The organism is Ferroplasma acidarmanus Fer1, from assembly GCF_000152265.2.
GTDB lineage: Archaea > Thermoplasmatota > Thermoplasmata > Thermoplasmatales > Thermoplasmataceae > Ferroplasma > Ferroplasma acidiphilum.
In genome coordinates, this window is sequence record NC_021592.1 from 1,674,156 (window position 1) to 1,696,797 (window position 22,642).

Below are 22,642 nucleotides of genomic sequence, written 5' to 3' on the forward strand. Positions count from 1 at the left end.
TTGTAATACAAACTATCCGTGCATCAGTATTTACTGGATTCGAATTCATATGAGAATTAAATGTTATAAAAACAGAGCAATTAATTTTGTGGTTTTACACAATATCTAGGTAATTTTTTTTTAATTATATTGTTCTGGTGCATTGCATTCTTTAAATATTGTAAAATGTGGTATTCAGGAAGGACTTCATTTCAAATTGTTAAACTTTTACCATATTTTAGAATATTTTTCTATTATAATTCTATCAAAAATTTACATTTTCTTTTGTCTATACCAGTCAGTTTCGGTGGTAAAACCGGCTACATTTGATAGAGGAACTGAAATAACTTCTCCCCCTGGTTCACTTAGAGTAACTTCATTTTGGGAAACACGTACAATAGTTACGTACCTATTTTTTTCGCCTTTTAACTGAAGCTTTATATCTTTTCCCTGATTCTCTATTAATTTTGTTTTGAATTCAGATGGAGTGATCCAGGCACTTTTCTGAATTTCCCCAAATTTATTTCTATCAATTAACATATACGAATATAGACATTTTCACTATTTAATTATTGGTATATAGAATTTTAAAAGATAACCACAAAGTTACAATAAGTTTTAAAATTTTTATTTATCTAATTTGCTTCCACAATTTTTGCAATACTTTGCATCCTCATCATTTTTAGTACCGCATACAGGGCATATTTTGTATTGTCCACTGGACTTACTGTTTGTTATTTCATTGATATTTTTAAATTGCCCAGCTATGGCATGTCCGTATTCTGTCAGGGAAATATAAATAATCCTTCTACCAATATATTTCTTCTCTGTACGAATGACGCCTTGTTCTTCCAATCTTTTCACAGTGCTTTCCATAGTGCCTGTAGATGGGACTACTTTCAACAAATCAGTTTTTTTGACTTTATCATGATCTAATAAAAATATTAGTATTGATGGTGCGTACTTTCCAAGATTAGACATATCGATAAATATCACCTTTCATATATCTAAAATAGGAAACGGTATTTAAGTTAAACATATATTTCATATTTCAGCTTTCGAAAATAGCAATCATTTATATGCAATTATATACTGTCTTTATCATGAGAATTAAAAAAATGATAACCATAAGCCAGGAGAACTATGATTTTTTGAAACAGCACCCTGAGATTAAACTTAGCGCGTTAGTAGAGAATGGCATAAATGAGTACCGTACTGTTATTAAGAACAGGTGATAAATTCATGGTAAACTATACTGATTTTGAAGATTGGATGTATGAACGCTTTTCAAAAAGCACAATAATAGACACTTTAAGGAAAATACGATACCTGGGAAAGCATTTAGATTTGTCTTCGAGGGAATCAATGCTTGAATTTTTAAGGAAAGAAAGGAGAAATGGGTCACCTAAACAGAAAGTAAATGGATATATAAAATATTTAAATCGCCTGCTCACATTCGAAGGACTTGATAAAATAGATTATATTCCCGAATTAAGAAATAATTCTTTCAGAAAAAGGGCATTTGCCACTGACCAGATCCAAACATTAATTGTGAAAAGTAAGGGGAAAACAATAGAAGACAAACGTAACCATGCAATGATACTGCTTGCCCTTAATACAGGTTTAAGAAGATCCGAAATATGCAATATAAAAGTAGAAGACATACATAATAATTTTTTAACTGTAAATTATGGAAAAGGTGAAAAGAGCAGGGATGTGTTTTTAGATGACAATACTAGGAAGGTAATAATGGATTACTCATTCATTAGAAATAACAACGATATGCCATACCTATTCACAACCAAGAAAGGAAAGGTAACTCCAGGATATTAAGAAAAAGACAGGTATAAATGAGTTCAGCTGGCATAAATGCAGGCATACATATGCACATAATATGATTAAAAATGACATAGATTTAGAAAGCCTCCGCCAAATGCTGGGCCATGAAGATTTAGCCACTACTGGAATATATTCGAGGATGAACACAGAGGAAGCATTAGAAAGGATTAAAGGTAAATCTATAAAATTTTGCAATGAATTTTCCATGTTCAAATCTTCCAAACCCTGTGACATTGCTAATGGACTCAAGGGGATTTGAACCCCTGCCCTCTTCCATGCCAAGGAAGCGATCTACCGCTGATCTATGAGCCCTGATTGCTGTATTGCCATATCCAGTATAAATTTTATCCTATTAATGTTTTCTTTCTCCCAGAAGCAGCCTGCCGGCATAGGGGACATAAATGGTCTGCAATATTATTGATATAAGGACGACGAATGAAACAGAGGCATAAATTATTGTTCCATATTCTATTAAAAGTGGGATATGGTTTGCCTGCCCAAGTACAAATGGGACTGTTGAAAGAACCACAGGAACAACACCTCTTGGCCCTACCAGCGACATAAACGCCTTTGTCCTGGTATCAAATTTTATTGTATTCTTTCCCATATTTGCCAACCCTATTGAAATGAATACGGCAACAGGCCTTACCACAAATATTACTATGAGTGAAATAATAAATCCGAATATAATATAATTGAATATCTGGGTTCTGGTAAGTATGCTCCCGAGCAGGATAAATATTATAGATTGTGCCATAAATGATAGGTTTTCATTAAAATTTGTTTCCCTGTTCCAGAATATGCTTTTATCAGAAAAATTTCCGACTATTGCCCCCGTGGCAATTATTGCGGGGAACGGTGTTATTCCAACTGCTTCAAGGGATGTGAATTCGAACAATACTATACCAAGCGTGAGGGCTATTAACAATGATTCAAAATTAAAATATTTGTTGAGGTAAATTATGAAAAATCCAAAGGCAATTCCAACAGCTGCGGGGATTGCAATTTCAAGCAACAGGAAAGAGCTAGAACCCAGTACAAGACCAACATGGGATGTAAGCAATGTGAAAAAGGATGAATAAGAAACATTTGGGGCAAGAATGCCTATGCCGATGCTTAAAAGTATGATGCCAAGTGGGTCGTTAAAAAGGCTTTCACCTATCAGTGTCCCGGATATATCGTCCCTTATATTGAGTTTTTTGAATGTTGGAATAAGTGATGCAGGGTCTGTTGGAGATATTATAGCTCCAAATATAAAGCCTATAATCATAGGTGCCCCCGTCAACAATGAGAAAAATATTCCCGCACCCACAGCTGTAACAACCATGCCTATTGTATCCAGGGCTGCAATTTTGTAAAAATATTTTCTCAGGATACGTGGGCTGAAATTATGTGACTCATAATATAGGATAATCACCAACCCCAGCATTCCTACACCTATGGTTGCAAAGGATGATAACATGTATATTGCAAAACTATGCTTTATGAATCCCAGCAAAGGGCCGAAAATTAATCCCATTACTATGAGTATTGGTATATAAACCATTGAAGCTTTTCTAGATATAGGTATAGAAAAAGCCGCAACAATCAATATGAAGCTTATTTCATAATAATCATATGTGACCGGGGAAATAATCATCTCAGTTCATAGCCTTTGGGAGTTCTCTTTTGTGCATTGATTTCAGGTATAGCTCCATAAGTTTTTCATATTTTCCATTAAGTGTATGATTATCAAATATATCCGAAAGTATTCTATCTATTTCATGGTAATCCATTTTGAGTTCATCCTCATCGTATTGATTTTCCCACAGGCCTGCCGATGGTTTTTTGTCTATTATGGATTGGGGAACTTTTAGGATCGATGCAATTTTCCACACATCCGTTTTAAATATTCCTTCAATGGGCTCAATATCGCAGGCACCATCGCCATACTTTGTGTAGTAACCGAGCAGATATTCTGTCCTGTTTGTTGTTCCTATTACAACTCCTCCCAGCAAATTAGCATGGTAATAAAGTATGTTTGCCCTGATTCTGGACCTTATGTTCCCCTCAAGTTTTTTATCTGAAGTATCAAGTAATGCTCTATATGATTCAAGTACGCTTTCTATATTTACAGTAATAATATCTAAACCGGTTGATTCTGAAAGTTTTTTAATGTCTTCATAGTCATCCTGTTTTGTGTATTTATCAGGCATGAATATTGCCTTTATTTTATTATTATCAATAGAAGTTGCCAGCAATGTCAGTACTAGGGAACTGTCTATCCCGGAACTTATTCCCAGAACTGCATGCTTTTCCCCTATTTTTTCTTTTAAAAATTCGCGTATTGCCTGAATTTTATCGACATATGTATCTTTCACATTATGATAATAAAATCGAGTTAAATAAATATTTAGTTCCAGTTTTTAAACTATATTTCACAGAACAGGTGCTTTTCCTATTTACATTTCAATGTTATATTGCCGTTAACTATATTCTGAGATGTAATTTGCCGGGAATAAACTAAAGCGATGAATACGCTTTCCATGGTTAATGTTAGCACTTATCCAGAAAATTATTAATATTTTGATAATTTTACTATTTAATAATATTTCTGTAGTTATTTCTTTAATATTATATAAATTTAATAACATTAAATATAATATTTTAAATAATATAAAAAAAATACATAATTTTTATTATTCAAAAAATAAAGCTTTATTGATGCATTAATAGGAAAATTTATATATTATGTAATAGTAAACCTTTTAATGAATCCGATATTGAAATTTATACTATTGGCTTTACCATATATTTTTATGGTAGCCGGGGTAACTATATATACAAGGGTTAAACCGGAGCTTGGTGGTATACCATTCTTTTACTGGTATCAGCTTGTATGGATATTTATAGCAGCAGCCCTGACGTCAACTGTTTATTTTATAGAGAACAATGAAAAGAAAAGGAGGGTGGTGCACTGATGTTTACAGATCTCGACCTTGCCCTATTCTTTGCTATTATAGTAATAGTGCTATTCGCAGGTTACATGGCATATTTCTGGAGAAAACCGGCAGATATGGATGCCAAGGGAGAATGGAGCCTTGGAGGAAGGAGATTTGGAACTGTAGTAATGTGGTTCCTGCTGGGAGGTGACCTTTATACTGCGTATACGTTAATAGCCGTTCCTGGTGCAGCAGCAACAGCCGGTGTGGGTGGAGGAGCTTTCGCAATGTTCGCCATAGCATACGGTGTAATGATTTATCCAATCGTATATGGAACAATGCCCAAATTATGGAATGTCTCAAAAAGGCGTGGATACATTACAGCTTCCGATTTTGTGAAAGACAGATTTTCATCAAGGTCGCTGGCAATGCTCATAGCGCTTACAGGAGTCCTAGCAGAACTGCCCTATATAGCACTGCAAATTACAGGAATTAAGTATGTACTTGCCTCACTGTCACTTCCTATAACAATAAGTCTGATAATTGCTTTCATCCTTGTAGCAGGATTTACATTTGTAAGCGGTTTAAGAGGCCCTGCACTTACATCAATATTAAAGGATGCTATTATATGGGTAGCAGTTATAGTAATTATAATATATATACCTATTAAACTGGGAGGATTTGGTGCAATATTCGGGAAAGCAGCTACAATAAGCCCGCACCTCCTGAATATCTCTCCGGTTATAGATGTGGGATATACCACACTTGCTCTGGGCTCTGCCCTGGCATTATTCCTTTATCCACATGCAATTACCGGAACATTGGGGGCTAAAGACTCTAAAACCATACGAAGAAACGCTTCCTTACTACCACTTTACAATGTACTGCTAATGTTTGTAGCTATAGTAGGAATAATGGCAGTGGTCTATTTCAACAAATATCCAACGGTAAGCAGTGAAGCCCTGCCACGCCTGGTACTCGATCTGTTCCCAGCCTCCTTTACGGCTTTTGCTTTCGCAGCTGTAGTAGTAGGGAGTATTGTTCCAGCATCCATTATGGCCCTGGCGTCTGCCAATCTGCTTACAAGAAATGTTTATCTGGAATACATAAATCCGAAGGCATCGGAAAGGACACAGACAAACCTATCGAGGGTACTGGTTATCGTTGTAATTCTAGCTGCCCTTGCATTCTCGCTTGTACCTGCAGCATCAGGAGAAATAGTATACCTGCAGACAATTGGCGGGGCTTTCATAATGCAAACCCTTCCGGCGGTATACCTGGCGCTCTTCACAAGAAAACTAAATAAGTACCCGGTAGCAGCAGGTTGGGCTGTGGGATTAACGACTACAATAGTTATGCTTGCACAGCTAGACTTCAAAAGTTCCCTGTACAAGGATTTCCATTTTGTCTATATAGGTGTATTTGCACTCCTGCTGAATCTTATAGTTGTTGGCATAGGAATGGCAATTATGAAAGGAATGAATAAAGTGAAGGATGAGGGAATAATAGACAACTCGGAATTTGAGGATATAGAGAATATGGAAGAAGTAGGATAATTTTTATTTTTTGTTTTCAAGCATAATTTTTATTTTATACCTTATACAATCCATGAATCTGTCATGGTGGTCATTTCTTTTTTTTGCGATGTAATCCAGAATCCTTTTATCACCTAGTAGATCATCAGGAGCCATTTTAACAAGAAGTTTCATCTCATTGGTATCGGGTATGTTATTTACTTTTCTTTCCCCTACAAGTTTATTTATGTATGGGTCTGTATCCATTATCCATTCCTTTATTATTTTTTCAATTGCATCTTTTTTTACCCCAAGTGTTTTTGCTATCTGCTTAACCGGTTTATTAACGCACCTCAGTCCGGCAATTGCTTCTTCAAGTTTCGGGTTCATAATATGATATACTTATAATATAGAAATAATTAAGGAAAATGCAATGTTGTTGAGGTTGTATTTCAACTTTTATAATGATGATTATGGTTATAAATAGTTATTAAGTAAAATTTTTATAGTTTGAAACGTTTTATTTTTATGAAGAAATTATTAGCGATTGTGGTAGCTATAATATTTGTTGCTTTAGCTTTCGCTGTTGTTTCATCACAGGGAACAACAGCACCGGCAGCCACACCTGCCGTATCTCATCAGAGTACGCAACAAAATAGTGATTCGAGATTGCTTGCTATTGAGAAAAAACTTGAAGAAAAAGGGATACCTTTAAAATATGCCAGCATTCCTGCATTTTACAATAATATTACACGGGATAATGGGGTAATCGCACCATCATACCAGAGTGCTCCGGCTCCTATGGGAATTGGATTCTATGGTACTCAAAACGAATCCGGAAAACTTGTAGGCTATAATTTAACAACACCCAGTGTAATGGCTTCCATAGGCATACAAAACATGAGCCAGTTTTACCTGCTGAATGATGGGCCGACAAGTGAAACTTTCCAGTTGAATTCTGTTCTAACCAATGTTACCCTATTTGGTAATTCAACTTACACATTCTGGACGCAGAACGTTGCATTCTATTCAGAGAGGACACAAACCATTCAGTTCCTTACAAATATATGGAATTTCTCATCCCCCGCAGTTACAATTAGCAGCAATGTGTTCCATTCAGATGATGGTATACTATGCGCACCAACGTTCTACTATGCTATAGGTCCTACTATCCACGTGACAACACCATTCTCACTTAATCTATACCTGAACTCAACTGTAGTGGACAGGGACAGCGCAGTGTTTTTCAACTATTCCATAACAAGTGATAACCATGTCCAGTCCGGGTCATATGATTATGCTATATTTAATTCCACATACGGGCAGCCTTCCACATTTACTGCAAAGGCTCCGGAATACCTTGCAAGCGGTACACAGATAACGCCTACCGGCTATATACCCTATGATTTTGAAATCATGGTTGGAGGGCCAGGCGGAGGAAGCACCACATCCATATATAACGTAAACGCAACAATGAACCTCAGATATATGGGTAGCAGTGGCTATGTTAATGTACCCTCTGCATACGATGTGGGTTCTGAAACCGGAGAAACTTCAGAAGGTGTAGCAGTTTCATGGGATAACGACACAGCATATTTAACACCGGGGCCTTCTTTTATTTATGGCATGTGGAATATATACGGCAGCAATGCAATGACACATTATAGTGGCACGGTGGCACCGTCAAATGCGTTCATGTTTGTATCTACAGGAAATACCTTTAATGCATCAAATGCACAGTGGGCACCCCTTTCACTATCCGGAAAATATAGTTTTACCCTCCCATCCGGGCAATACACAGCACAGGCATTGCTGAGCAATTACATGAATGCATACTTCATGCCAGGCCAGAATGTTTCATTGAATCATGATTACAATATGGGCATATACACTCCACTATATGCATTTGACAATGCCCAGATTGCAAACATATCATTATACGGAAATGGAACTGCCGGAAATCCCTATATAATGGACAACTATCAGATAATGCCTATAAGCTCTTTATTCGAGGGATTCAATGATTTCGCATTCCCTGTGTTTGCAGGGGTTCTGCTGCATAACACAAATGCAAGTGTGGTCATGAAAAACATGCCTTCACTGTTTATACAATATACAAGCCAGAACCCGGCATATACATCCTATGTATCCGATTACGATCTTCCGGGGTATAACTTCCTGAACTATGAATTATACAACGCTTCCAATGTAACCATATGGAAATCAAATGACATAAGTGGATACTTTGCGTCGGCATTAACAGGATTCCCGGTTGGGAACCTTGTTATATGGAACTCAACAAACGACCTTGTAGGCAGCAACCTGTTTAACGTAATGGATAGCGGGATGTTAATATACAAAAGCCCTAATGTAACTGTATGGGGAAACTATTTTGTAAACGCACCGCAAACATATAATAGCACCTTTGAGCAGGTAACCGACATATGGGGAGCGCCGCTTGGAATAGCTGAATACAGCTCCGGTGACACAATATACAATAACTTCTTTGACACCACACTAACTGCATACAGCCCAAATACGTCAATATATTCTGGAAATCCTGCTGTTTACATCAACATGTGGAATATAACAAAACAACCTGCATACATAACACACTACGTGAACGGCTTTGCACTCAGGGGAAGCATAATAGGCACACACTACCAGGGAGGAAACTACTGGAACAACTTTAATGGTACAATACCGTACACCAACAACGGCCTTATAGCATACGGTGGGGATTATGCACCTCTATATTACAATATATTTTTCTATGGGATATTTTCCCATCGCGGAATGATGTAAAATAAATTTTTTATTTTAAAATAACTTAGTTTCTTAAATAATGTATGTTCTACTTTTTTCTGATCTCTGCCTTCTTTCCATTTTTCACCATATTCCCGAGCATTGTATCATATTCCTCCAGTATATACGAATAGTTTTCATTGTTTTTGATAAAGTTTTTTATAGAATCTGTATAGGGTGCAAGAAGTTTTTTTGTAAATGAATTCATCATTATGTCTATGATTTCCATCTGGGCTTCTTTTATGTCTGTTTTCCTTGCCAGCTCTTCAAGCTCATCCTGTTTTATCTGGTTGGCAAATTTGTAAAATGCCGCAATAATATCATCGGACTTCATTTCGTTGATTTTGGAGGTGTACAGTGTCAATTCATTCTCAACGATTTCTTCCGCTTTCTTAATTTCAAGCTTTCTATGCTCCCTTGTTTCCTTGGAAATACTATATATTCTGTCCAGGTCATAAAACGCAATGTATTCATTCATTGCCTGTTCTATATTTGGGGGGTTGGAAAGGTCAATCATGATTTTATTTTCATTAATAGTGGAATAATCCTCTGCTCTTATTATATAATTCTTTGACGATGTTGCAGCGATTATTATCTCGTTAGATTTTATTAGCGACTGAATATTACCGATATCTGAATAATTGGCTCCATACTTTATTGCCAGATCCCTCGCATGATCAATAGTTCTTCCAGCAACAGTTACAATAGTTTTTGAACCTGCAAGGTAATTTAAGAGTGCAGTAGACATTTTCCCTGTTCCTATTATACATAACTTTTTCCCTGCCAAACCATACTGGCTTTCTATAATATCCAGGCTTATGGATGATAGGGACGTTTTTCCATGTGAAATATCAGTGAGTGTCCTCACATCCTTTCCAACAGAAAGGGCTTTACGGAATGTATAGGATAAAAATTTGTCCAGCTTTCCTCTTTTGGAAGCAATGTCAAAGGATGATTTTATCTGCCTTAAAATATCATTTTCGCCAATAGCCATAGATTCAAGGCCTGAAGCCACCATAAACAGATGTTTTACGGACTCGGGATATTCAAGATATAATGATCCTTCAATGCTACCCATTAAAATCTCTTCAGGCCGGAAATATATTTCAATTCTATTGCATGTAACAAGGATAACATAATTTTTAATGGATCTGGATTCCATCATAGACTCAAAATACCGGTAATCACGTTTGATAATTTCGCTGAATGTATCGGGTGTATCTTTATAATTCCATGATAATAATTCGATGTCTCCCATAAGGCAACATACATTAATAGTAATTAATTATTTAAACGAATTGGTGATTAAACTATATTTCACTCAATAGTTTAGTAATAAACGATATCGGCATTAGACGTAAAATCGTAATAAACATAAACGGATTATATAGCATGGATACAATTGACAGTGATATCATGGAACTGTATAAGCAGAATAAAAGAATTCCTCCTGAAAAATTTATGATAATTTTATTAACTGTCATGGGCATTAATTCGGCAATCATTATAGCATCTTTTTATCAAAAATCCCTGTTCATTAGGATTGTCCTGGAACTCGTGTCCGGTATTCTCATGGTATCGTATTTTCTCTGGTTTTTCCTCAGAATTTACAAAAAATAAAAAATGTTTATATAAAACTATACAATTACGGGAATACAAGGTTGCCCCGATAGTGTAGCGGCCTATCATACAGGCCTGTCGAGCCTGTGACACGGGTTCAAATCCCGTTCGGGGCGCTTTCTAAAAATATGTAATCTTTTTATTGATTCAAATATATTTATATCTACGGTCATTTATGAAAATGAAAAAGCAAATTTGTGAGCTGAAATACTTCCAAGGCTAAGGCCTGTGGGCTTTCCGATAAAGCACAGTAAATAATCTAGTGAATATTTTGTTCTATATATTCTTCAATTATAACCGTCTAAAATTAAAGGCTACAGATCACTATTATTGAGTTCTAATTGCTGATTAAATGTTTTTCATTAATTATATGTTAGAGTTAAGTTGAACACTCATATGCTGTTTTTAATTAGCATCTTTCCTTCACTTATTTAATCTATCTGCTTTTTGAAAATATATTCACAATTTTTCATTATTTTATTATATCTATTGGCATCTGTTAAATTATGATTAACTATAATGAAAAGCCAATACTCATATTCTGGGAAACTACTAAAGCATGTGGCCTGGCATGCCGGCATTGCAGGGCCTCTGCACTGGAGAAACCATTGCCAGATGAAATGAACTTTGAAGAAGCATCGGCGTTTATAAAATCAATCCGTGATTTCGGAAAGCCATACCCTATTCTTATCCTCACAGGCGGCGATATGATGCGCCGTAATGATATAAATAAAATTATTGAAACAGCAAATGAATATGAGATTCCAGTATCAATAAGCCCTGCTGCTACAGATCTATTGACACCGGAAAGAATAGATTATTTCAAGGCACATCATATACTTTCTGCATCCCTATCACTGGACGGAAACCGTGAAATGCACGACTGGTTAAGAGGGGACGGCGTGTACAACAAAACAATTGACATGATTAAACTTTTCAATGCAAAAAATATGAAATTACAGATAAATTCGGTGGTAATGAGAAAAAATATACATCAATTACCATCTCTTCTAAAACTACTGATTGACAACAATGTTAAAACATGGGAGGTATTTTTCCTTATACAGACAGGCAGGGCCATTGACTCTGAAGATTTAACCCCTGTAGAATTTGAGGATATAAACCACTGGCTGCTATTCGCAACAAAATATGGAATTGTTATAAGGACCGTAGAATCACCTATTTTCAGGCGCGTAATGGATGAAGGAAATGAAAACTATTCCGGAGACCTCTATTATGAACTTATGGACCAAACAGTTGATCTCCTTGGATTGCCGGATTCCAGGAACACTCCTCATGGAACTTCCAGCACCAGAGATGGAAAGGGAATAATTTTTGTGGGACATAATGGGGATGTAATTCCAAGTGGATTCCTTACATATAAACTTGGGAATGTGAAGCAGAATTCTATTGTCGATATATACAGGAACAATGAAACACTTAAGATGTTAAGGAATAGCAAAAATTTTGGTGGAAGATGTGGTATCTGCAACTGGGGAGATTCATGCGGTGGGTCCAGGTCAAGGGCATATGCCCGTTACGGAGATATTTTCGCCAGAGACCCTGCATGTCTGTATTCTGAATTGCCGGAATCATTAAATTGACCATTTGCAGCCAGAGAGGCAATACCTCTTACTATCTATTTGGTGGTACCCCAAAAATTGATCCTGTATTACTCCTTAAATTTCCAGATTTGAAAGTGTATTAAACATGGAAATAATATCCATGTTAATCCATCCAGTATAGGAGTTATAACGGGACTTGTTTATTTTATTAAAAAACTGTTTAAAAATATGCAAAAAATTAGTTTCTTTTCATATAGCTATAGATGCCGGTTGCAATTGCAGATGTATATTATATTAAAATAAATGATATTAATTCTCTATTGGATCTGAAGTGTTCTCCTGCTTTTTATAGAATATTAATCCAAGGATTAAGATTATTCCTGCAATGTACACTTCAACAATCCAGAGTGTCCGTATATTTATTATGTGTGCTGGAGCGGTTAGCAGGACAATGGCTGTTCCACCGAATATTGCTCCTCCGTTATATATGAGCCCCACCGCAGTTGATCTGAATTTTTTGCTGAATGATTCTGCGAGAAACACTGGCAGGGCGGAGAATATAAGTGCCTCAAGGAATAACTGGATTGAGAATACAATGGTGAAATCCATAATATTCGTTGTATATCCAAATATCACAAAGAGTGCGGTTGGAACTGTAAATATAATTGAGAATATAAGCATAGGGCGCCGCCTGTCCCTGAAGCTCCTTGCAAGTATTCCCCCGCTCCAGACCCCTATGAGTGAAAAGAAGTTTATAACCAGCAACGCATAGAGTAGCCCGGAGCCAAGGTTAAGAAAATCAACACTGCCTACCACCGGATAAAATGAAGCTGTGGCAGTATTCATGAAAAGCAAACCTGCAGTTATCATAAATCCGAACACTATACTGCTGCGATTTTTGAACATTTTCCTTACAGGCGATTTTTCAATGCTGTTTTCCGCTTTCATCCGGTCAAATACTGCTGTTTCCTTTGAAAGCCGCCTGATTATAAGTGTTATAGCTCCGGGTATAATGGCTGTAAGCATCAGTATCCTCCATCCATAGGAAGCAAATGCAGCAGACCCCATTGATCTGAGCAATAAAATCTCCACAAACACAATAAGAAAATACCCTGTACCATAGCCGGACTGTACGAATGCACCTGCCTGTTCCCTTTTCTCAGGCCTGACACTTTCCATGGACAGTGCTGTACCACCGCCATACTCTGCGCCTGCAAAAATACCATCCAGGAAAAGCAGGGCGTAGAGCAAAATTGGAGATGCAATCCCTGCCTGGGAATATGTTGGCAGAAGCCCTATGGCAGCAGAGAGCACTGAGAATCCAATAATTGAAATACTCAGCAGGTTCTTCCTTCCCTTCCGATCGCCGATAAAATTGCCCAGTATTACGGAACCTACAGAACGCGCAGCTGCGCCAAAAGTGACAGGAAGCAGTGTAAGTATAAGTGCAAGATAACCCAGATACTTAGGAAATATTAAAACACTTATGTATGAGAACACAAGAAGGTATGCTATTGATGTATAGCCATCCAGTATCCATCCTCCCCATGCAGCCGAGACCTGAAGCAGTTCATTCCGTGTAAATCCTATAAATTTATTCTCTGACATAATACTATCCCTCCTGGTTCAAGTATACAGCATTAAACAGCTGCATTAAAAATGAATTACTGCGATATAGGCTGAAATGAGTATACTATATATAAATTTAACTAGAGCTACCTATATTTCTTTACCCCATGCTAAAGTATTCTTTGAGCCTGTTAAAATGATACACGGATATATGGATAACAACTTTTAATGCCTGGATATATTTATTTAAAAGTTTTCATAAAAATATTTATTAAAATATAGTTTATTCCACCCCAAAATCGGCGTACTCAACTTTTTCAGAATAATGTTCCTTTGAATTTATATGGTTCTTTGAATATCCATAGTAGACAAGAATATATATTCCGAGTCCGATAAGTGATCCGAAGAGTGCCTGGGGGGGTGTGGGACACTATTATTCGTCCCTGGTTATTACAATGTAAACCCTTTTGCCGAGAAATTCCTTAGGGCAATCCACCTTTGCACCCGATCCGAACTTTGTTACTTTCCTCTCTATGAATCCATATATTCCTTTTATAGAGACCTCTGTTGTCTCATGTATTTCCACTTTTCCCATAGTAATGTATATATACATTGTATATATATCTATCTATGGGTCTTGTCAGGAGTGAGGACATACAGTATAAACTTGAGGAGATAAACAATATACTGGGGAAGAAGTATGTACAGGAACATCCGGAAAAGGGGAGAAACTGGAGAACATACGAATCCGAGTTTTCACGGAGAATTAAAACTGCAATGAAGGAACTTGATCCCCTTATTGAAAAAGCCGTATCCATTATGCATATTGCTAAAAGGCCAGGGCATCCACATTCATTATTACTTGCCCAGAGGGTGAAATTAATACTTATAAAACAGCTTGTTGGCGAATCAAACAGGATGTTTGTTAATATGCTCGATATATTTTCTATGCTTTCAGGCATAGATGTATCATATAAAACAATAGAAAGGCTATATTCAGACAATGAAGTTGTAATGGCCATATTCAATCTCCATGTATTGTTACTGAAGAATAAGAATATTGCAAATTCAGATGCAACAGGCGATGGCACGGGCTATTCATTAACAGTAAAGAAGAACTACGAATCCTATGCACAGAGGTTGAAAGACCTTGCAAAGGAGAATAAAGAAATTGGAAAGGAAGAACATAAGGATAAAAAATCAAAAGGGCATAGAAAAAGATTGTTTGCATATTCCTTTTCCATTATGGATTTAAGGACAAGGATGTATATAGCCTCCGGAACAAGCATGAAATCTGAAAGAAATGCATATGACAATGCAATGAGGATTGTCAACAAAATAGGTATTAATATAGATTCTATAAGGCTTGACAGGTATTATTCATCACCTTCATATGTAGATAAATTAGGGGATACAAAGGTATACATTATACCTAAGAAGAATTCTACATTGCACGGTTCACATAAATGGAAATCTATAATAAGGGAATTTCTCAATGACACTATGAATTACCTTGAAAAGTACCATAAAAGAAGCAATTCAGAATCAGGATTTGCAGCAGACAAGAAGATGCTGGGATGGAATATGGCACAGAGAAGGGATGACAGGATAGGCAATGCACTGTTATGCACCAATGTCTGGCACAATTTATTCAATATGGGGAGGTATTAGAATAGTGTCCCACACCCTGCCTGGGGGAAATAGTTAAATATGACATCGTATGGCCCGATTCCAAACATTGCTATTATGGTGCCTATAAGGGCAGGTATGAGCGCATCAATACGGAGGTTCATGAAGACTGTTCTGGGAATATTGTAATAATCCCCTATTTTTGTTGTATGCCTGAGGTGTACAAACCAGTCGAATATCAATATGAATGTAAATGGAAATATAATGGATGCAAGGTCATCTATGAATGTTTCTATATGTGCTAGTATTCCTGCAATTGCCAGTATAATTCCACCAGCACCAAGTAATATGGTTGCTATGGGCTGTGCAAGCTTTTCATTGGGCTTTTTCCTGAATGCAGGCTGGAGTGCTGCCAGCAAATCAGCGGTTGCAGGATATAAATTCATCGCATTTGTATGTATTATTGCCAGTGATACACCGAGGGCAGCTATGAACACTACTATGCCAAAAAGCCCGTGGAGCCCGGGGAATGATAATGTTGCTATATTCCACCCACCAGTTGCTACACTGTTGCCTACCAGGCCTATCAGCCCCATTAAAAGTACCGGTATCATTATGCCTACCGGGCTGGATATGAAATATTTCAGTTTTTTGCCACTACTGTCATGCTCCGAATATGGATACCCGAACCTGGTCTGTGTTGAAATTTTATATGACCATGCGAGGATAGAAAATCCGAGAAGGAAATTCAATGCTGCACCCCAGGTAAATGCCCCTATAGGATGCATTAGCATGGAAAAATTAATGGTATATGTTGTAAGAAGGAAATATGCAAGTATAATATAGCTTACTATAAGCACAGGTGCACTGTACCTGAAAAAGTATTCCAGCCATTTTGCACCGAATAAAACCAGTACAACCTGAATTACACCCATAACAACATACCATATTATAATGTTTGAATGTGTAAGCCCACTGATAATTGCAGCCCCTACAGTATCGTTGAGGCCGAAAAATCCTAAGTTAAGGAAAGTGAACACCAGAGAATAGGCACCGGAAGTCATAAATCCATATGTTTTCCTGGAAACTACCAGTGAAGGCACAGGAATCTGCCTTCCCATTTCAGCAACAAGGCCAGCTGGTATAATTCCAATTAATAGGGCAACAATTATAGCTATAGTTGCAAATGGAAGGCCCATATTATACAGTTCCAATCCTACTATGGGTGTTAGTGCAGATGCACTTGCCATTGCCCAGAATATCATAATCTTCCGGGACGACATTGTCCTTGCCTGGTTTGGAATCGGGTTTACACCCACTACTTCAAGCCTGTGCTCCACAACATCGTTATCAAAACTCTTAACTACCATATTACGGTAAAAATATTGCATATATAAATTAATCTATTTGGGTATTCTCTAATACCTTTTATGTATTTTATGCAGAAATTTACTGTAGCCTTTCCCTATGTCCACATTCATAATCATCCTATTTAAATTGAGATACTCACCAAAGTTTTTGCTGGTAGAATCACATAGAATTTTAAAGAAACAATTGTTTTTATAAATATTATTTTTCCTGGCCAGTATAAAAATATTAATCAAGAAACTTAGAATGGTATTTCCTTACCTGTTATGATGATGCCGTGTCCGATTCATCATTTCTTTTCTTGCATTAGCAATTTTCACATGTATTTTTATGGGATTTAGCATTGCTTACCGTACTTTCAATCTATACAGTTTAGCAAATCCTTAATTTCCAGCATACTTTGCAGGCAGACTAAAATACCTTCCTTGAAATCTATTTTTAAACTCTATAATAGTACTGGACTATTTATATAAAGAAAGTACATAGTAAGGACGGATTAAACTGGATTAATCCATGGCACTGCAATTCTATACTTATACTATAATATTATAGGGTGTCTCACATTTTAACAATTGACGATTTTCATTATCCCCCTTGGTTTTTCTCCCAGTTCCCTGTTTGATATTACCATGAGATTGTACGCAATGGCCTTTAATCCAATTGCAGTATCATAGTCCCTGTTCACAGTGTACCAGATATACTCTGCTTTCATAATCTCTTCAAGTATGCTGAAGGTACGTTCTATTTCCCATCTAAGAGGATACATTGAAGCATATTCCTTTCTCAGGTCAATTCCTATTTTCCTGTTTACCGGTAACTTATCATTTACTATTCCTCTTCTCTTATTTGTATCAATTACAGGTAGAGCATGTGTATTTTCAAATATATAATCATAAATATCTGATGCATCGTAAGCTGAATCTGCAAGAATATATGAGAAGTCTCTCACAGAATCCACCATATCATGCGACACATGTGAATCATGCATATTTCCCTTTGTAATAAGCCATTCCATTATAATGAGAGAATCTATATCTATTGACATATGGCATTTTCTACCATAAGACCATCCCTTTGTGGTCTTTGACCATCCAGATACAGGGTCTTTATAATTACCCCATACTTTTCTCCTCATTGCAGTTGAATGCTTGCATGTATGGATTATAAATGAATCTATTGCAGCTATGGATTCAACTGAATAAAGATAGGTAATTTCGTTGTTTACTGCATGGAGGTCTATCATCCTTGCCCTCCTTGAAAGGGTCTGGAAGCTTGGTATTTCTGTGATACCAGCCATTCTGATATATTCCTCATGGTTTGTGAGGAATATTCTGGCTGATCTATAAGATATATTGAAAATCTGTAAAACTATCAGTACCTTCAATATCTGTCTATCTGTGTACTTTCTTTTCCTGTCATCAGGCGAAACAATATTATCTATGATTTCCATAATCAATGGGATTTGCTGTGAGGGCATATCCCATTATTGTTTTTTTGTTAATAATGTTCGACATTTGTCTGATATTTTATGAAATGTGAGACACTCTAATAATATTAAAAATTACCACCAGTAAGAGGGCAATATAAAATGAAATTTTTGATTACATATTCATCTAAGCCAAATCGAGTTTTTTATAATCATTCATTTCCTTTAAAATATATTCTATTGCAGTATCGAGCTGCACATCTCTAGATTTTATAAAATCCTGTGGCATATTTTCTACGTAAATATCCGGATCTGTGCCATAGTTCTCCATTCCATATTTCACATCCTTAAACCATGTTGCAAATTGTGGCTGTGTTACCGTTGTATTATCAAGCAATTTTATTTTTGGGTTTATACCAACAACACCACCCCATGTTCTTGTGCCTATAACTTTGCCAAGCCCCATAAGTTTAAAAACATGGGTTCCTATATCACCATCTGACCCTGCATATTCATTTGTTAATCCGACCATAGGCCCATTGACAGAATCTACCGGGTATGGAGTTATAATGCCTCTACGTGGAACATCGTAACCGATCCTCTTCCTTGATAATTTCTCCAATAATAACTGTGAAACGAAGCCACCACCGTTAAATCTAAAATCCACTATCAGGCCACTCCTGTTAGCTTCCCGATCATAAATCCTGAAAAATTCATTGAAACCATTCATTCCCATATCAGGTATATGGATGTATCCAATCTTATCGCCGGTTTTTTCATGAACATATTTTCTGTTTCTTTCAACAAATTCTCTGTACCTCAAATATTTTTCATCAATCATTGTCTTAACGTAGTATTTCTTAGTTTTATTTCTATTTCCAATTTCAATTGTTATTATTTCATTTGCATGACCTGATAATAATTTATCAGGGTTATTTGCTGCGTCAAGGCTCACACCGTTTATGGACTTTATAATATCGTTTTCCTTTATATCTGTGTAAAGCAATGGTGATTTTTCGTTTTCATTGGATGGGTCTCCCTTATAAATTTTGGTTATTATATAATTGTTGTTTTTGAATTCATAGTCGATACCGAGTTTTCCAACACTTATTGACTCTACATTTGAGAGGTCACCGCCTATTTCGTATGAATGGGATGTGCTGTATTCTCCCTGCATTTCCCTAATTAAATCAGACAACTCAAACCTTGTGCTCACTTTATTTAATAATTTCTTATATTTTAGATAGGGGGCATCTCCCAGTTCTTCAACCTTTTCCTTACTCCAGTAATTCTCTTTGATTAAATTAAAAGTTTCATATAACATGTTTTTCCATTCATTCATGGGCTCTATTGTAATATTCAATCTTGTTAAATTTATATCCTCATCCTTTTTCGTTTCAATTTCCCTCTCTATGAATTTATTGCTGGATTTTCCAATTAGCAGGAATTTTTTATTTCCGGATATAAGGTAATTAACAACTTCACTTTCATATAATTCGCTTTTTTTCTTTTTAAAGTCAAATAGCTCAATATTCCCTGTTTTTTCGCCGTTGTTGAAGAGATAGTATTTCATTGACCCCTCAACCGGATAATGTAGCAGCAGGACACCATTATTTACCGGAATGATGTTAGCATAATCTTCTGCCGGTACTGGAAAAACTTCGCTTAATTGTACAATATTGTCAAGCTTGTATTCGCCAGGAGTATTTTCATGCAATTCTTCAGGTATATCTGAAAACAACGGGAAGATATTTTCCTTCACAGGTATGGCAAATGGCTTGGTTATTTTCGGGTAACCTAAATTAAACACAAGCTGGTCTGCAACCGGGTCAAGTGACCGTTTGGACAGGTAAAATAGATAATTGTCGTCGTTACTGAAAACAGGTTTGAAGTCTATAGCACCGGGAGTTGTTGCGTCATATTTTTTATTGGTTTTTAAATCAAATATCTTTATGGACGAACTGCCGTTATATCCGTAGTATTCTGATTCAGGATAGGAATATGCAAGCAATATGGAATCATTTGACCACGAAAAATCGTCTATTGTTCCTGATTCGCTTTCATCTATCTTATTTATGTTTCCATTTTCAAGGTTTAAGATAAATAATTCAAATCTGTTATTCCCAATTGCGATGTATTTGCCATCAGGTGAAGCTTTCAAGGAAAAAATTATGCCATTTTTGAAGTCAAAGAATTTTTTCAATGTTTTATCAACACTGTATAATAATATTTGATTATTCTCTTCATTATAATTATATATTATTATATCGTTATTATTCATAAATTCAATTATCTGATTTTTCAATTTATTTATATTCATAACAGGGCCAGTTTTGATGCCTGTAAATAATGCTTGCCCCCTGCTTATCAAGCCAATTAAATTTCCGGTATAATTTATTTTATAATCTGTCAAATAATCTGTTGCCTTTACAATCCTGCTTTCAATATTCACTGATGGTATATTTATATTTATCTCCAGTTTTTCTACTATGTCATTCTGGAATGTAAACAAAGATCCGGATTTCTGAAAGATTATTTTTTTGTTGTCTGAACTGGCATTTCTCACATAGTAATCCTTAAAATCTGTATGTTTTTTGAGATTGCCTCCAGTAAAATCGGTTGAATATATATTTGCACTCCCCTCATGGTCCGAAATAAAATATAATTCATCGTTGTAAATCATAGGTGAATTTACATTTGATTCCAGGTCTATTATTATTTTAAAATCATCATTCTTGCATGACAATATTTTTCCCCTTGTCCCTCCTTTATATCGCTTCCAGTGGGGCATATCTATTGTATTTCTGCCAATTATGGTATAATCTGCGTAATATATAATATTTAAAGCTGGCCCAAGATTTAGGGGTTCAATATTTCCATTCACTATTCTGTATAACATAGGCGTTCCGAATGGATAATATGCATCGGTTGAAATTATCAAATTGCCATTCTTATCAAAGCCTGCAATTGATGTATACATTCTTCTGCTCGTGCTTTTACCACAAAGATATGTAACCCTGGTTAAATTGCCCCTCTCAAGGTCTATTGAATATATGTCGGAAGATTCGCCGGATTTTCCTGTCATCAATCTGAAATAGACATATCTTTTATCTGGGCTAATTTTTGGATTTGTAACTATGCCTAAATTGTTAGTCAATCTTTCAATATTTTTTGTGTTAATATTGTATTTCCATAGGTCATTATCATTGACAAAAACAACTAAATTATCATTTATATCTGGATACATAAAATATCTTTCCATATACAAATTATACTTGGTTTTTATTTATATGTTTTGCTTGATGCATATTGCCATAGATAAATTTTGCAAAAACACAAAATTTGAGAAATTCAACGAAAGACTACATGCCAGGAATGAATTTAACTAAAAAAATAAATGTTATTTGCCAGTACTCTTCCAGAGTAACAGGCTTTATAGTTTCTTCATCATAATATTCTCTATATTATGTGTTTTCCCTTTCTCAATTATTAATTCTGCACGGTATCTTGTTTTAACAATATTTTCAGAATAATTTTTGCCATTTATGTTATCCCATATCTTTGATGATAATTCCCTGGCTTCTTCCTTTGTGAGTTCTGAATACTTCTTGAAATAGGAGTCTTTGTCTTTAAACGCGGTTTCCATGAGCAGGAAAAACCGTTCTACAAACCATTCTTTAATATATTCCACCTTTGCGTCAATAAATATGGAAAAATCAAGAAAATCGGAGACATAGATCTCATCCTTCTTTCCAGGATTTTTTACTTGCAATATATTCAGCCCTTCCAGTATCAGTATATCCGGGTCAACAAGGTCCTGCTTTTCCGGGAGTATGTCATATTTCAGGTGTGAATATACCGGTATCTGCGTGCGGGCTACACCGGATTTGATATCAACAAGAAAATTTATGAGGTCCTGGGTTTCATAACTTTCAGGGAAGCCCTTTCTTTCCATAATATTCTCTTCCATAAGCCGGGCATTGCTTTTAAGGAAATTATCCGTTGATACTATATAAATTCTCAAATCTGGATTTATTCTCTCTAATAGGGTTTTCAAAAGCCTCGAAGTAGTACTTTTTCCAACAGCAACACTTCCTGTCACCCCGATAATAAATGGCATTTTCCTGGGCTTAATGCCCATAAAATCGTTTCTCTCCCTGTAAAGGTTAATGTTATTATTTATTGAGAGCTGCAACAGCCTTGTAATAGGAAAATAAAAGTCCTGTATTTCAGATGCAGTGATTTTATCATTTAACGCAAGTATCCCTTTAATATCACTTTCTGACAGAGTAATATTAAGATTTCCCCTTCTCTTTGCCCATTCATCTCTACTAAAGCTAAGATATAGGTTTGAGCTGATGTTTCTCCGGGGCATGTAGGTCTTGTTCATGTCCATAAATGGTTAAA

General features: G+C 36.0%; 21 protein-coding genes and 2 tRNA genes. 10 read left to right on the forward strand and 13 right to left on the reverse strand.

The genetic code is table 11. The annotated features are described in order from the left end of the window. Window positions 1-252: 252 nt before the first annotated feature. Window positions 253-519, reverse strand: a complete 267-nt coding sequence (locus FACI_RS08440; RefSeq protein WP_009887734.1) for a hypothetical protein — start codon at window positions 517-519, stop codon at window positions 253-255. An 87-nt stretch (window positions 520-606) separates the two neighbouring features. After that, window positions 607-960 (reverse strand): zinc-ribbon domain-containing protein, encoded by a 354-nt coding sequence (locus FACI_RS08445; protein WP_009887735.1) that lies wholly within the window; start codon window positions 958-960, stop codon window positions 607-609. Between the two features lie 122 nt (window positions 961-1,082). Between FACI_RS08445 and FACI_RS10445 the strand changes: the two genes are divergently transcribed. The 3 genes from FACI_RS10445 to FACI_RS10490 are packed head-to-tail and all read left to right on the forward strand — an operon-like array spanning window position 1,083 to window position 2,077. Then, window positions 1,083-1,214 carry a hypothetical protein gene (locus tag FACI_RS10445; RefSeq protein WP_256378718.1) on the forward strand — a complete coding sequence of 44 codons (132 nt, stop codon included), beginning with the start codon at window positions 1,083-1,085 and terminating at the stop codon, window positions 1,212-1,214. A 7-nt stretch (window positions 1,215-1,221) separates the two neighbouring features. Further along, a complete protein-coding gene (locus tag FACI_RS08450) occupies window positions 1,222-1,812 on the forward strand; it encodes a tyrosine-type recombinase/integrase (RefSeq protein ID WP_048074077.1) in 591 nt (196 codons plus the stop codon). 13 nt (window positions 1,813-1,825) lie between these two features. Further along, window positions 1,826-2,077, forward strand: coding sequence for a tyrosine-type recombinase/integrase (locus FACI_RS10490; RefSeq protein ID WP_369678032.1), 252 nt, complete (start codon window positions 1,826-1,828; stop codon window positions 2,075-2,077). On the opposite strand, the gene FACI_RS08455 is transcribed toward FACI_RS10490, so the two are convergent. The 3 genes from FACI_RS08455 to FACI_RS08465 all read right to left on the reverse strand — a co-directional run bounded on the left by FACI_RS08455 (window position 2,059) and on the right by FACI_RS08465 (window position 4,178). Next, window positions 2,059-2,130: transfer RNA gene (locus FACI_RS08455), tRNA-Ala, on the reverse strand. The genes FACI_RS10490 and FACI_RS08455 overlap by 19 nt on opposite strands. Before the next feature lie 40 nt (window positions 2,131-2,170). Next, window positions 2,171-3,457, reverse strand: coding sequence for a cation:proton antiporter (locus FACI_RS08460; RefSeq protein ID WP_009887738.1), 1,287 nt, complete (start codon window positions 3,455-3,457; stop codon window positions 2,171-2,173). A gap of 1 nt (window position 3,458) precedes the next feature. Beyond that, the gene (locus tag FACI_RS08465) at window positions 3,459-4,178 is read right to left on the reverse strand and encodes an NAD+ synthase (RefSeq protein WP_009887739.1); all 720 of its coding nucleotides are present in this window, start codon (window positions 4,176-4,178) and stop codon (window positions 3,459-3,461) included. A 390-nt stretch (window positions 4,179-4,568) separates the two neighbouring features. Here FACI_RS08465 and FACI_RS08470 point away from each other — a divergent pair, with 390 nt between their 5' ends. Both FACI_RS08470 and FACI_RS08475 read left to right on the forward strand, forming a co-directional pair. Then, complete coding sequence (locus tag FACI_RS08470; RefSeq protein WP_009887740.1) at window positions 4,569-4,778, forward strand: DUF3311 domain-containing protein; 210 nt, start codon at window positions 4,569-4,571, stop codon at window positions 4,776-4,778. After that, the gene (locus tag FACI_RS08475; protein ID WP_009887741.1) at window positions 4,778-6,295 is read left to right on the forward strand and encodes a sodium:solute symporter family protein; all 1,518 of its coding nucleotides are present in this window, start codon (window positions 4,778-4,780) and stop codon (window positions 6,293-6,295) included. The genes FACI_RS08470 and FACI_RS08475 overlap by 1 nt, the downstream gene beginning before the upstream one ends. 3 nt (window positions 6,296-6,298) lie before the next feature. Here FACI_RS08475 and FACI_RS08480 read toward each other — a convergent pair whose 3' ends face one another. After that, the gene (locus FACI_RS08480; protein WP_009887742.1) at window positions 6,299-6,643 is read right to left on the reverse strand and encodes a hypothetical protein; all 345 of its coding nucleotides are present in this window, start codon (window positions 6,641-6,643) and stop codon (window positions 6,299-6,301) included. 138 nt (window positions 6,644-6,781) lie between these two features. Here FACI_RS08480 and FACI_RS08485 point away from each other — a divergent pair, with 138 nt between their 5' ends. Further along, complete coding sequence (locus FACI_RS08485) at window positions 6,782-9,058, forward strand: thermopsin family protease (RefSeq protein ID WP_009887743.1); 2,277 nt, start codon at window positions 6,782-6,784, stop codon at window positions 9,056-9,058. A gap of 49 nt (window positions 9,059-9,107) precedes the next feature. On the opposite strand, the gene hemA is transcribed toward FACI_RS08485, so the two are convergent. Then, window positions 9,108-10,316, reverse strand: coding sequence for a glutamyl-tRNA reductase (hemA, locus tag FACI_RS08490; protein WP_009887744.1), 1,209 nt, complete (start codon window positions 10,314-10,316; stop codon window positions 9,108-9,110). A gap of 134 nt (window positions 10,317-10,450) precedes the next feature. Here hemA and FACI_RS08495 point away from each other — a divergent pair, with 134 nt between their 5' ends. From FACI_RS08495 to FACI_RS08505, 3 genes are all read left to right on the forward strand, one after another. After that, the gene (locus FACI_RS08495) at window positions 10,451-10,678 is read left to right on the forward strand and encodes a hypothetical protein (protein ID WP_009887745.1); all 228 of its coding nucleotides are present in this window, start codon (window positions 10,451-10,453) and stop codon (window positions 10,676-10,678) included. Between the two features lie 43 nt (window positions 10,679-10,721). After that, window positions 10,722-10,794, forward strand: a tRNA-Asp gene (locus tag FACI_RS08500). 390 nt (window positions 10,795-11,184) lie between these two features. Then, window positions 11,185-12,282 carry a TIGR04053 family radical SAM/SPASM domain-containing protein gene (locus FACI_RS08505; protein WP_009887746.1) on the forward strand — a complete coding sequence of 366 codons (1,098 nt, stop codon included), beginning with the start codon at window positions 11,185-11,187 and terminating at the stop codon, window positions 12,280-12,282. Between the two features lie 270 nt (window positions 12,283-12,552). Here the strand turns inward: FACI_RS08505 and FACI_RS08510 are convergent, their stop codons facing one another. Further along, entirely contained in the window at window positions 12,553-13,851 is a 1,299-nt protein-coding gene (locus tag FACI_RS08510; protein ID WP_009887747.1) for an MFS transporter, read from the reverse strand. Window positions 13,852-14,245: 394 nt separating this feature from the next. Further along, window positions 14,246-14,407, reverse strand: a complete 162-nt coding sequence (locus FACI_RS08515; RefSeq protein ID WP_009886141.1) for a DUF2080 family transposase-associated protein — start codon at window positions 14,405-14,407, stop codon at window positions 14,246-14,248. Between the two features lie 35 nt (window positions 14,408-14,442). On the opposite strand from FACI_RS08515, the gene FACI_RS09860 reads away from it, so the two are divergent. Next, window positions 14,443-15,483: an ISNCY-like element ISFac3 family transposase gene (locus FACI_RS09860; RefSeq protein WP_009886142.1), complete on the forward strand. Its 1,041-nt coding sequence runs from the start codon at window positions 14,443-14,445 to the stop codon at window positions 15,481-15,483. Here the strand turns inward: FACI_RS09860 and FACI_RS08525 are convergent. The 4 genes from FACI_RS08525 to coaA form a co-directional block, all read right to left on the reverse strand. Continuing rightward, the gene (locus FACI_RS08525) at window positions 15,480-16,811 is read right to left on the reverse strand and encodes a purine-cytosine permease family protein (protein WP_009887748.1); all 1,332 of its coding nucleotides are present in this window, start codon (window positions 16,809-16,811) and stop codon (window positions 15,480-15,482) included. The genes FACI_RS09860 and FACI_RS08525 overlap by 4 nt on opposite strands. A gap of 563 nt (window positions 16,812-17,374) precedes the next feature. Beyond that, entirely contained in the window at window positions 17,375-18,286 is a 912-nt protein-coding gene (locus FACI_RS08530) for a transposase (protein ID WP_009887750.1), read from the reverse strand. A 136-nt stretch (window positions 18,287-18,422) separates the two neighbouring features. Then, complete coding sequence (locus tag FACI_RS08535; RefSeq protein WP_048074078.1) at window positions 18,423-21,497, reverse strand: S41 family peptidase; 3,075 nt, start codon at window positions 21,495-21,497, stop codon at window positions 18,423-18,425. Between the two features lie 171 nt (window positions 21,498-21,668). Beyond that, window positions 21,669-22,625: a type I pantothenate kinase gene (gene coaA / locus FACI_RS08540; RefSeq protein ID WP_048074079.1), complete on the reverse strand. Its 957-nt coding sequence runs from the start codon at window positions 22,623-22,625 to the stop codon at window positions 21,669-21,671. Window positions 22,626-22,642: the final 17 nt, after the last annotated feature.